This window comes from Pseudomonas sp. LBUM1655 (assembly GCF_059716085.1).
In genome coordinates, this window is record NZ_CP166801.1 from 4771530 (window position 1) to 4783377 (window position 11848).

The window sequence follows — 11848 nt, forward strand, 5'->3', positions numbered from 1 at the left end:
GGCTTTGATCCGCTTCAGCTTTTTTCCTCGCCCTATGCTGTAGCGATTTCGCTACGCACGCATCAATCACCCTTTCTAAATAAACACTCAAACCATTGATTTATAACGATAAATAAACCTTGGCCGCGTTCTTGCTAATCAACCACTCATAAATAAGGGCTTTATTGCCCAAGCCTTCCACCGCGTCCACCGGACGAGTCCGGCCCCTGAGGAGTTTCCATGAGCGAGTTGCGTTTTACTGAAGATCACGAATGGCTGCGCACTGAAGCTGACGGCAGCGTTACTGTCGGCATCACCGCTTTTGCGCAGAACGCCCTGGGCGACGTGGTATTCGTGCAACTGCCTGAGCTGCAGTCCTACGACAAAGGCGCCGAAGCCGCCACCGTGGAATCGGTAAAAGCCGCCAGCGGCGTGTACATGCCCCTCGACGGAGAAGTGCTGGAAGTGAACCCGGCGCTTGAAGACAGCCCTGAACTGGTCAACGAAGATCCGCTGGGCGAAGGCTGGTTCTTCCGCTTCCAGCCATCCGACGCCGCCGCTGTCGGCAAACTGCTGGATCAAGACGCTTACGACCGTCTGATCAAAGCCCAAGCCGAAGCCTGAGGAGTAGCGACATGACCCAAGTAAATCTCGGCACCGCCAACGAATTCATCGCCCGTCACATCGGCCCGCGCGCCGGTGACGAGCAAGCCATGCTCAACAGCCTCGGCTTCGACTCACTCGAAGCCCTGAGCGCCAGCGTCATCCCGGAAAGCATCAAGGGCACCAGCGTACTCGGCATGGACGACGGCCTGAGCGAAGCCGACGCACTGGCGATGATCAAATCCATCGCTGGCAAGAACCAACTGTTCAAGACCTACATCGGCCAGGGCTATTACAACTGCCATACGCCGTCGCCGATCCTGCGCAACCTCCTGGAAAACCCGGCCTGGTACACCGCTTACACGCCGTACCAGCCAGAAATCTCCCAGGGCCGTCTCGAAGCGCTGCTGAACTTCCAGACCCTGATCAGCGACCTCACCGGCCTGCCGATCGCCAACGCATCCTTGCTCGACGAAGCCACCGCCGCTGCCGAAGCCATGACCTTCTGCAAACGCCTGAGCAAGAACAAGGGCAGCCACCAGTTCTTCGCCTCGATCCACAGCCACCCGCAAACCCTCGACGTGCTGCGCACCCGTGCCGAGCCGCTGGGCATCGACGTGGTTGTGGGCGATGAGCGTGAACTGACCGACGTCACCCCGTTCTTCGGCGCCCTGCTGCAATACCCGGCGAGCAACGGCGATGTGTTCGACTACCGCGAACTGACCGAACGCTTCCACGCGGCCAACGCTCTGGTGGCCGTGGCTGCCGACCTCCTGGCCCTGACCCTGCTGACCGCTCCGGGCGAGTTCGGCGCGGACGTCGCCATCGGCAGCGCACAACGCTTCGGTGTGCCGCTGGGCTTCGGTGGCCCGCACGCGGCTTACTTCTCGACTAAAGATGCGTTCAAGCGCGACATGCCGGGCCGTCTGGTCGGTGTGTCGGTTGACCGTTTCGGCAAGCCGGCCCTGCGTCTGGCGATGCAGACCCGCGAGCAACACATCCGTCGCGAGAAGGCCACGTCGAACATCTGCACCGCGCAAGTGCTGCTGGCCAACATCGCCAGCATGTACGCCGTCTACCACGGCCCGAAAGGCCTGACCCAGATCGCCAACCGCGTGCATCACCTGACCGCGATTCTGGCCAAGGGCCTGACCGCGCTGGGCTTGAACGTCGAGCAGGAAAGCTTCTTCGACACCCTGACGCTGGCCACCGGCGCGCAAACCGCTGCGCTGCACGACAAGGCTCACGCCCAGCAGATCAACCTGCGCGTCGTCGATGCTCAGCGTGTCGGTCTGTCGGTCGACGAAACCACCACGCAGGCTGACATCGAAACTCTGTGGAGCGTGTTTGCCGACGGCAAGACCCTGCCGGACTTCGCCGCCCTCGCCGCTTCGGTGCAGAGCACCATCCCCGCTGCGCTGGTTCGTCAGTCGCCGATCCTCAGCCACCCGGTGTTCAACCGTTATCACTCGGAAACCGAGCTGATGCGCTACCTGCGCAAACTGGCGGACAAAGATCTGGCACTGGATCGCACCATGATCCCGCTGGGTTCGTGCACCATGAAACTCAACGCCGCCAGCGAAATGATCCCGGTGACCTGGGCTGAATTCGGTGCCCTGCACCCGTTCGCTCCGGCCGCGCAAAGCGCCGGCTATCAGCAACTGACCGATGAACTGGAAGCGATGCTCTGCGCCGCCACCGGTTACGATTCGATCTCGCTGCAACCGAACGCCGGTTCGCAAGGTGAATACGCGGGCCTGCTGGCCATCCGCGCCTATCACCAGAGCCGTGGCGATGACCGTCGCGACATTTGCCTGATCCCGTCGTCCGCCCACGGCACCAACCCGGCCACCGCCAACATGGCTGGCATGCGTGTGGTCGTGACCGCGTGCGACGCTCGCGGCAACGTCGATATCGAAGACCTGCGCGCCAAAGCCATCGAGCACCGCGAACACCTCGCTGCGCTGATGATCACCTACCCGTCGACTCACGGCGTGTTCGAAGAAGGCATCCGCGAAATCTGCGGGATCATCCATGACAACGGCGGCCAGGTTTACATCGATGGCGCCAACATGAACGCAATGGTCGGTCTCTGCGCCCCGGGCAAGTTCGGTGGCGACGTCTCGCACCTGAACCTGCACAAAACTTTCTGCATCCCCCACGGCGGTGGCGGCCCGGGCGTCGGCCCGATCGGCGTCAAGTCGCACCTGACGCCGTTCCTGCCGGGTCACGGCACCATGGAGCGTAAAGAAGGCGCGGTCTGCGCGGCACCGTTCGGCAGCGCGAGCATTCTGCCTATCACCTGGATGTACATCCGCATGATGGGCGGCGCTGGTCTCAAGCGTGCTTCGCAGTTGGCGATCCTCAATGCCAACTACATTTCCCGTCGCCTGGAAGAGCACTACCCAGTGCTGTACACCGGCAGCAACGGTCTGGTGGCGCACGAGTGCATCCTCGATCTGCGTCCACTGAAAGACAGCAGCGGCATCAGCGTTGATGACGTTGCCAAGCGCCTGATCGACTTTGGCTTCCACGCCCCGACCATGTCGTTCCCGGTCGCCGGCACGCTGATGATCGAGCCGACCGAAAGCGAATCCAGGGAAGAACTGGACCGCTTCTGCGACGCCATGATCCGCATCCGCGAAGAAATCCGCGCAGTGGAAAACGGCACCTTGGACAAGGACGACAACCCGTTGAAAAACGCGCCGCACACCGCAGCCGAACTGGTTGGCGAGTGGACTCACCCGTACAGCCGCGAGCAAGCCGTGTACCCGGTGGCCTCGTTGATCGAAGGCAAGTACTGGCCGCCGGTCGGTCGCGTCGACAACGTGTTCGGCGACCGCAATCTGGTCTGCGCCTGCCCGTCGATCGAAAGCTACGCTTAAAACAGTGCGGGATCAGTTTTGCTGATCCCGCACACACCGCAGATCCCCTGTAGGAGTGAGCCTGCTCGCGATAGTGGTGTATTAGTCGACATTACTGTTATCTGACACACCGCTATCGCGAGCAGGCTCACTCCTACTAGGGAATGCGGTCAGCTGCAAAATCCGCCAATTCCTATAACAAGAAACCGGAGAACCACTCATGTCGTTAAGCGTGTTCGACCTGTTCAAGATTGGCATCGGCCCCTCCAGTTCCCACACCGTCGGCCCGATGCGCGCCGCCGCGCGCTTCGCTGAAGGTTTGCGGCGTGAAAACCTGCTCACAGCAACAGCGAGCGTTCGCGTCGAGCTCTACGGCTCGCTCGGCGCCACCGGCAAGGGTCACGGCAGCGACAAAGCCGTACTGCTCGGCCTTGAAGGCGAGCACCCCGACACTGTCGATACAGAAACCGTCGCTGCCCGTCTGCAAGACATTCGCGGCAGCGGTCGCCTCAACCTGCTTGGTGAACACAGCATCGCGTTCAACGAAAAAGAACATCTGGCGATGATCCGCAAGCCGCTGGCCTATCACCCCAACGGCATGATTTTCCGCGCGTTCGACGCGGCGGGCATTCAGATCCGCAGCCGCGAGTACTACTCGGTCGGCGGTGGTTTTGTTGTCGATGAGGACGCGGCCGGTGCCGACCGCATCGTCGAAGACGCCACCGCGCTGACCTTCCCGTTCAAAAGCGCCAAGGACTTGCTCACGCATTGCAGCACTTACGGTCTGTCGATCAGCCAGGTGATGCTGACCAACGAAAGCGCCTGGCGCCCGGAAGCGGAAACCCGTGCCGGTCTGCTGAAGATCTGGCAAGTGATGCAGGACTGCGTGGCTGCTGGTTGTCGTAACGAAGGCATCTTGCCGGGCGGTTTGAAAGTCAAACGTCGCGCGGCAGCGCTGCATCGGCAACTGTGCAAGAACCCGGAATCGGCGCTGCGCGATCCGCTGTCGGTGCTCGACTGGGTCAACCTCTATGCGCTGGCGGTCAACGAAGAAAACGCCAACGGCGGGCGCGTGGTCACCGCGCCAACCAACGGCGCGGCCGGGATCATTCCGGCCGTGCTGCATTACTACATGCGTTTTATCCCCGGTTCCACCGATGACGGCGTCGTGCGATTTCTGCTGACCGCCGCCGCCATAGGCATTCTGTACAAGGAAAACGCTTCGATTTCCGGTGCTGAAGTCGGCTGTCAGGGCGAGGTCGGTGTGGCCTGTTCAATGGCCGCCGGGGCGTTGTGCGAAGTGCTCGGCGGCAGCGTGCAGCAAGTCGAGAACGCGGCGGAAATCGGCATGGAACACAACCTCGGCCTGACCTGCGACCCGATTGGCGGGTTGGTGCAAGTGCCGTGCATCGAGCGCAATGCCATGGGCTCGGTGAAAGCGATAAACGCGGTGCGCATGGCCATGCGTGGCGACGGTCAACATTTCGTCTCCCTCGACAAAGTTATCCGCACCATGCGCCAGACCGGCGCCGACATGAAAAGCAAATACAAAGAGACCGCCCGTGGCGGTCTGGCGGTCAACATTATCGAATGCTAATTAGCCCCCTCTCTCTCCAGGAGAGGGTTGGTGTGAATCAAGGAGTTCCGCATGTCCACCGAACAACTGTCGAAAACCCCGCTGCACGCTCTGCACATCGAACTCGGCGCCCGCATGGTGCCGTTCGCCGGCTACGACATGCCGGTGCAATACCCACTCGGCGTGATGAAGGAGCACCAGCACACCCGTGAGCAAGCCGGGCTGTTTGATGTTTCGCACATGGGCCAGATCCGCCTGACCGGCGCCAACGCCGCCAAAGCCCTGGAAACCCTGGTGCCGGTGGACATCATCGACCTGCCAGTGGGCATGCAGCGTTACGCGATGTTCACCAACGAGAGCGGTGGCATTCTCGATGACCTGATGGTCGCCAACCTCGGTAACGATGAGCTGTTCCTCGTAGTGAACGCTGCGTGCAAGGATCAGGATCTGGCTCACTTGCGAAAACACATCGGCGATCAGTGCACCATTACGGCGCTGTTCGAAGAGCGCGCCCTGCTCGCCCTGCAAGGTCCGGCCGCAGTGACCGTGCTGGCGCGCCTTGCTCCTGACGTGGCGAAGATGACCTTCATGCAGTTCAACCGCGTGAACCTGTTGGGCGTGGACTGCTTTGTCAGCCGTTCTGGCTACACCGGTGAAGACGGTTTCGAAATCTCGGTGCCGGCCGCCGATGCGGAAAAACTCGCTCGCGCCCTGTTGGCCGAACCGGAAGTCCAGGCCATCGGCCTCGGCGCGCGCGACTCGCTGCGTCTGGAAGCCGGCCTGTGCCTCTACGGCCACGACATGAACACCGAGACCACGCCAATCGAAGCCAGCCTGCTGTGGGCGATTTCCAAGCCGCGCCGTGCAGACGGCGCGCGGGCCGGCGGTTTCCCTGGGGCGGAGCAGGTTTTCAATCAACAACAGAACGGCGTCGCGCGCAAACGTGTCGGCCTGCTGCCGCAAGAACGCACGCCGGTGCGTGAAGGCGCAGAAATCGTCAACGAAGCCGACGAGATCATCGGCAGCGTGTGCAGCGGCGGCTTCGGCCCGACACTGGGCGGCCCATTGGCGATGGGTTACCTCGACAGCGCTCATGTCACTCTCGACACGCCAGTCTGGGCCATCGTTCGTGGGAAAAAGGTGCAAATGCTTGTAAGCAAAATGCCATTTGTTCCACAACGCTACTATCGTGGTTGATTGGCTGTTTCTATAAGTAACGCGATTGCGTTATGCGTGCACTAATGTGTAACGCAATCGCCACAAAAAAGTGCATTTTCTAACAACTGATTCGAATATGAACTTTGCTTATAACGTTCGAAAACTTTTGAAAAAGCTAATCGTCCAAGCCGCACTAGTGAACTGACTAACTGCCAGCAAGCGCAACAAAACCGGGGCCCTCACGGGGCTTGTTTTTTCTCCCGTAGTTGGCGTAGAGTTTATCCACTGTGTTTGCATGGGTCAGCTTGGAATCGTGACCTGGGCAGTAGCCTACAAGTTAGCTACATCCCGTTCGACGTCTTCTTACTCTCCTGCAACCAGCCCCAGTACTCTTTCATGAGAAAGAGACTGTCATCAATTTATGCGTCAAAGGAAATAAGAAATGTCCACACGTCAGAGCGGTACCGTCAAGTGGTTTAACGACGAGAAAGGTTTTGGTTTTATCACTCCAGAAAGCGGTCCGGATCTGTTCGTGCATTTCCGCGCCATTCAGGGCAACGGCTTCAAAAGCCTGAAAGAAGGCCAGAAAGTGACTTTCGTTGCTGTGCAAGGCCAGAAAGGCATGCAGGCTGACGAAGTACAAGCAGAAGCTTGATCCTTCTGTAACGAAAAAGCCCCTGATATTGATATCAGGGGCTTTTTTGTGCGCGCGAATCCGTAAAATGGCGCTTCATTTCGCGTCCAGAGGCAGCCATGTCGAAACACCTGCTCACGCCCCAAGGCGACTTTCCTCCCGCTGGCCTTGGCCGTCGTCTGGCTGCGATGTTCTATGACTTTCTGTTGTGCACCGCCCTGCTGATCGTGACCGGCTTCATCTACAAGCTCATCCAGGCGGCGATCATCGGCGAAGAACGTCTGCGCGTGATGACCGATGCCGGGCAACTGGACGGCGATCCGCTGTATTCCACCGTATTGCTCCTGGTGCTGTTTGCCTTCTTCGCCAAATTCTGGACCCATGGCGGTCAGACGCTGGGCATGCAGGTGTGGGGCATTCGTGTGCAGAACGCCAACGGCACGGCGATCAGCCTGTGGCAGGCGCTGTTGCGGTTTATGGTATCGATTGCTTCATGGCTGTGCGCCGGCCTGGGATTCTTCTGGTCGCTCTATGACAAGCAGAAGCGCACGTGGCATGACATCTATTCCGATACTCGCGTGGTGCGGATTCCGAAGAAACAAAAGTAGCGCCCATAAAAAAGATCGCAGCCTGCGGCAGCGCCTACAACGATTTCTGTAGGAGCTGCCGCAGGCTGCGATCTTTTGCTTTTACGCTTAAGCGTTACCGGCCAGCTTCATTCGCGCAGCCTGAGTGAAATCCAGCATGCGCTTCAAAGGCCGAATCGCCTGCGGAATCAACGCCGGATCAACAAAGATCTCGTTCGTCCCTTCCTTCAAGCTCTTGAGCGTGCGCTCAAGGGTGTTCATGGCCATCCACGGGCAATGTGCGCAACTGCGGCACGCTGCGCCGTTACCGGCGGTTGGCGCCTCGATGAAGACCTTGTCCGGGCATAGCTGCTGCATCTTGTAGAAAATGCCGCGGTCAGTGGCGACGATCAGAGTCTTGTTCGGCAAGGACTGCGCAGCGGCGATCAATTGGCTGGTGGAACCAACGGCGTCCGCCAGTTCGATTACCGATGTCGGCGACTCCGGGTGCACTAGAATCGCTGCATCCGGGTACAACGCCTTCATGTCCTCGAGCTGCTTGGATTTGAACTCTTCGTGGACGATGCAGGCACCGTCCCAGAGCAGCATGTCGGCGCCGGTCTTGCGCTGAATGTAGGTGCCCAGGTGTTTGTCCGGCCCCCAGATGATGGTTTCGCCGTTGTCCATCAGGCTTTCGACGATCTCCAGTGCGCAACTCGACGTCACCACCCAGTCGGCCCGGGCTTTCACGGCGGCAGAGGTGTTGGCGTAAACCACCACCGTGCGTTCCGGATGCTGATCGCAGAACGCCGAGAACTCGTCTACCGGACAACCCAGATCCAAGGAGCACGTCGCTTCCAGGGTCGGCATCAGCACACGTTTTTCCGGATTGAGAATCTTCGCGGTCTCACCCATGAACTTCACACCGGCGACCACCACGGTCTTGGCCGGATGAGCGTTGCCAAAGCGGGCCATTTCCAGGGAGTCGGAGACACAGCCACCGGTTTCTTCAGCCAAAGCCTGAATCACCGGATCGCAATAAAAGTGGGCCACCAGCACCGCGTCCTGAGCCTTGAGCTCGGCGGCGATGGCAGAACGGTAATAAGCCTCTTCCTCGGCGGTCAGCGGTTTGGGCTGTTTCGCGTCGAGGTGAGCTTGAACCAGAAGGCGTTCGGAAATCTGCGTCATGTTCGCAAGACCTGCAGGCGCTTTCGCGCGAAAGTCGAGTATACACCCGGCTCCGGACCCCTTGTGGGTACCGCCGGGAGAGTGAGTTTTATCAGGCACGGACAGCGTTGAAGCTGCGCAAGGCTACAGAATATCCGGTTGATACAAAAGATGATTCTGACCTGTGTCAGCGACGGCAGCACCGATAGAACGCGCACCCGAATCGCAGGCAAAAAAAAACCCGGAAATCCTCACTTTCGTGGGCCTTCCGGATTTTCTAAACCGCCAAATATGGTGGGTCGTGTGGGATTCGAACCTACGACCAATTGGTTAAAAGCCAACTGCTCTACCAACTGAGCTAACGACCCGCTGTGTGGTGGCGCGTATAATACTGATTTTTAAGGACTATTCAACACCTTTTTGAAAATAATCAAAAATAAGGTGTTGGATCGCTCACGCCGGCCGCCGCAAAGCCTTCCGCACGCAGGCGGCAGCTGTCGCATTTACCGCATGCACGGCCATTATCATCGGCCTGATAGCAGGAAACGGTGAGGCCATAATCGACGCCGAGCTTCACGCCCGCCTGGACGATCTGCGCCTTGCTCAGGTTCTGCAATGGCGCCTGAATGCGAAAGCCATTGCCTTCAACCCCCGCCTTGGTCGCCAGATTGGCCATGCGCTCGAAGGATTCGATAAACTCGGGACGGCAATCCGGATAACCGGAATAATCCACCGCATTCACACCAATAAAGATGTCACGGGCGCCAAGCACTTCAGCCCAACCCAGTGCCAGCGACAGGAAAACGGTATTGCGCGCCGGCACGTAAGTCACCGGGATGCCCTCGCCCAGCTCTTCAGGAATCTCGATGCTGGTGTCCGTCAGGGCCGAACCGCCCATGCCGTTCAGATTCAGACCGATCACCTTGTGCTCGATCACACCTAGGTCGCGGGCAACACGTGCAGCAGCGTGCAATTCGGCGTGCGAACGCTGACCGTAATCGAAGCTCATCGTGTAGCAGCTATAGCCCTCGGCGCGAGCCATGGCTACGACAGTCGCAGAGTCGAGGCCGCCAGACAGCAAAATGACTGCGCGTTTGTCGGTGGTGTTCAGTTGCTCAGTCATATCAGCGCCCCGGCTCGTCATTCCAAAGATATTTATGCAGCTGCAATTGCAGGCGTACCGGCAGGTTATCCGCTACGACCCAATCTGCCAGATCCCGCGCATTCAAGTCGTGGTGACTTGGCGAGAACAGGACTTCACCGGCACGTCGGTCGAGTCCGTACTGGATCAACTTGGAAACGGCCCAGTCGTAGTCTTCCCGCGAGCAGATGACAAACTTCACCTGATCGTTGGGAGTCAGCAGTTCGATATTCTCGTAACGGTTGCGATGCGCTTCTTTCGAGCCCGGTGTTTTCAGGTCGACTACGCGACTGACGCGCGGATCGACAGCAGAAACGTCAAGAGCACCGCTGGTTTCCAGCGAGACCTCGTAACCGGCATCACACAACTGCTTGAGTAAAGGAATGGCATTAGGCTGTGCCAGCGGCTCACCGCCGGTGACGCATACATAGCGCGGACGGAATCCGGCTACTTGCTCGAGGATATCGTCGAGGGTGCGGACGGTGCCGCCACTGAACGCATAGGCACTGTCGCAGTATTGGCAACGCAAAGGGCAGCCGGTCAGACGCACAAAAACAGTGGGCAGCCCGGCAGTCCGCGTTTCCCCCTGCAAAGAGTAGAAAACTTCGGTGATTCTCAATGTGTCTTGCATAGTCGCCACGGGCGTAACAGCTAAACAGGCTGTCCGCCTCCGTCAGGCACTTCAGGCAATCCCGCCAACGCGCAGACCACAAGAAGCGTGTTTCAGAAAAAGGGCGTGAATTCTAACGAAAAAACCCGCGACAGGCGCGGGTTTCTTCCAAAGGGTCAAGCAACTTACATGCGTTGCAGATCGCGTTGGGCCAACTGAGCGGCAGATGTGCCCGGATATTGGGCAACAACCTGCTGCAGAATGCCTTTTACCTTGTCGTTATGACCGAGGCGGCGCTCTACATCAGCCAGCTTGTACAGCGAGTCCGGCACTTTGGCGTGCTTGGGATACAGCTGCGAAACCTTGGCAAATGCTTGACCTGCACCTTGCAGATCACCTTTGGCCAGGTTCACTTCACCCAACCAATACTGAGCGTTGCCCGCATATTGGCTGTTCGGGTATTTGCGCAGGAAAGCGGCGAAAGCCTGGCTGGCCTTGTCGAAATCCTTGGCTTTGATCAGGTCGAAAGCGGCATCGTAATACAGCTTTTCCTTGGCCGGATCACCCGGTTCGCTACTCGCAGCAGGTGCCTGGGCAGCAGCCCCGGCGCCAGCGGCAGCACCGGCAGCAGCACTTGCATCGCCACCGGTAGAAGAATTCTCAGGAGTCGCGGCAGGTGCAACACCGGATCCTATGCGCCGATCAAGATCCTGGTATCGCTCCAGGGATTCTTGCTTCATGCGCGCAACCTGATTCTGCAGTTCTTCAATCACACCTTGCTGGCGCGAAATCTGATCCTGCATTTGTTGCAGTTGGTTGAACAGCATGCCTTGTGCCGAGGCAGGGGCCGAAGCCGCTCCCCCGGCATAGGCGCCGTTCGTACCGTAACCCGCAGGCGGATAACTACTCCCGCTATTGTTATAACCGGAGTTGTCATCGACCACAGGAACCGCAGCCCACGCCGCAAGCGGCGCGAGGCTGAGAGCCAGAACAGTTACAGCACGACGGCACGTTCGCATATCGAATTACTTACGCAGTTCGACGCGACGGTTTTGAGCCCAGGACTGCTCGTCGTTGCCGGTAGCAACTGGACGCTCTTCGCCGTAGGAAACCAGTTCCAGCTGAGCTGGGGAAACACCTTGCAGTACCAGGTAGCGTTGAACGGCTTTCGCACGACGCTCGCCCAGTGCCATGTTGTACTCACGAGTACCACGTTCGTCGGTGTTGCCTTCCAGAACAACGCGAGCGCCGTTTGCTTTCAGGTCTTTGGCGTGAACGTCCAGAGCGCGCATGGCTTCTGGCTTCAGGTCCGAGCTGTCGTATTCGAAGTAGAAGGTGGTGATTGCGCGCAGAGCAGCTTCTTCGCTCAGGGAACCGTCAACGGCACCAGTGTTTGCGCCGTAACCAGCGTTTGGATCAACAGCGCCTTCACCGGCGTTGTCGCCGCCTTTGGACGAGCAACCTACAGCTACAGCCATGGCCAGAGCCAGCGCAGCAAATTTACCAAACTTCAGCATTTCCATCGTGAAACTCCTAATGAACCCCAGTGT

The 11848-nt window shown here is 58.9% G+C and carries 11 protein-coding genes and 1 tRNA gene; 6 read left to right on the forward strand and 6 right to left on the reverse strand.

Annotation, left to right across the window (positions count from 1 at the left end):
• Nucleotides 1-219 precede the first annotated feature (219 nt).
• From gcvH to ACA074_RS21395, 6 genes are all read left to right on the forward strand, one after another.
• Nucleotides 220-603, forward strand: a complete 384-nt coding sequence (gcvH, locus tag ACA074_RS21370; protein ID WP_187679759.1) for a glycine cleavage system protein GcvH — start codon at nucleotides 220-222, stop codon at nucleotides 601-603.
• A gap of 11 nt (nucleotides 604-614) precedes the next feature.
• Entirely contained in the window at nucleotides 615-3467 is a 2853-nt protein-coding gene (gcvP, locus tag ACA074_RS21375; RefSeq protein ID WP_489878885.1) for an aminomethyl-transferring glycine dehydrogenase, read from the forward strand.
• Nucleotides 3468-3666: 199 nt separating this feature from the next.
• Nucleotides 3667-5043 (forward strand): L-serine ammonia-lyase, encoded by a 1377-nt coding sequence (locus tag ACA074_RS21380; RefSeq protein WP_497677757.1) that lies wholly within the window; start codon nucleotides 3667-3669, stop codon nucleotides 5041-5043.
• 51 nt (nucleotides 5044-5094) lie between these two features.
• Complete coding sequence (gene gcvT / locus ACA074_RS21385) at nucleotides 5095-6219, forward strand: glycine cleavage system aminomethyltransferase GcvT (RefSeq protein ID WP_497677758.1); 1125 nt, start codon at nucleotides 5095-5097, stop codon at nucleotides 6217-6219.
• A gap of 403 nt (nucleotides 6220-6622) precedes the next feature.
• Nucleotides 6623-6835: a cold-shock protein gene (locus ACA074_RS21390; RefSeq protein ID WP_003227496.1), complete on the forward strand. Its 213-nt coding sequence runs from the start codon at nucleotides 6623-6625 to the stop codon at nucleotides 6833-6835.
• A 98-nt stretch (nucleotides 6836-6933) separates the two neighbouring features.
• Nucleotides 6934-7422: an RDD family protein gene (locus ACA074_RS21395; RefSeq protein ID WP_489878882.1), complete on the forward strand. Its 489-nt coding sequence runs from the start codon at nucleotides 6934-6936 to the stop codon at nucleotides 7420-7422.
• 87 nt (nucleotides 7423-7509) lie between these two features.
• Here ACA074_RS21395 and nadA read toward each other — a convergent pair whose 3' ends face one another.
• The 6 genes from nadA to pal all read right to left on the reverse strand — a co-directional run bounded on the left by nadA (nucleotide 7510) and on the right by pal (nucleotide 11821).
• On the reverse strand, nucleotides 7510-8568 hold the full coding sequence (gene nadA / locus ACA074_RS21400) for a quinolinate synthase NadA (protein ID WP_016773509.1): 1059 nt from the start codon (nucleotides 8566-8568) through the stop codon (nucleotides 7510-7512).
• A gap of 271 nt (nucleotides 8569-8839) precedes the next feature.
• Nucleotides 8840-8915 (reverse strand) — tRNA-Lys (locus ACA074_RS21405).
• Between the two features lie 62 nt (nucleotides 8916-8977).
• Entirely contained in the window at nucleotides 8978-9670 is a 693-nt protein-coding gene (gene queC, locus ACA074_RS21410) for a 7-cyano-7-deazaguanine synthase QueC (protein WP_305439430.1), read from the reverse strand.
• Between the two features lies 1 nt (nucleotide 9671).
• Nucleotides 9672-10319 carry a 7-carboxy-7-deazaguanine synthase QueE gene (gene queE, locus ACA074_RS21415; protein ID WP_008080230.1) on the reverse strand — a complete coding sequence of 216 codons (648 nt, stop codon included), beginning with the start codon at nucleotides 10317-10319 and terminating at the stop codon, nucleotides 9672-9674.
• Between the two features lie 164 nt (nucleotides 10320-10483).
• On the reverse strand, nucleotides 10484-11317 hold the full coding sequence (gene ybgF, locus ACA074_RS21420; protein WP_187679765.1) for a tol-pal system protein YbgF: 834 nt from the start codon (nucleotides 11315-11317) through the stop codon (nucleotides 10484-10486).
• 6 nt (nucleotides 11318-11323) lie between these two features.
• Nucleotides 11324-11821, reverse strand: a complete 498-nt coding sequence (gene pal / locus ACA074_RS21425; protein ID WP_003178634.1) for a peptidoglycan-associated lipoprotein Pal — start codon at nucleotides 11819-11821, stop codon at nucleotides 11324-11326.
• Nucleotides 11822-11848 lie beyond the last annotated feature (27 nt).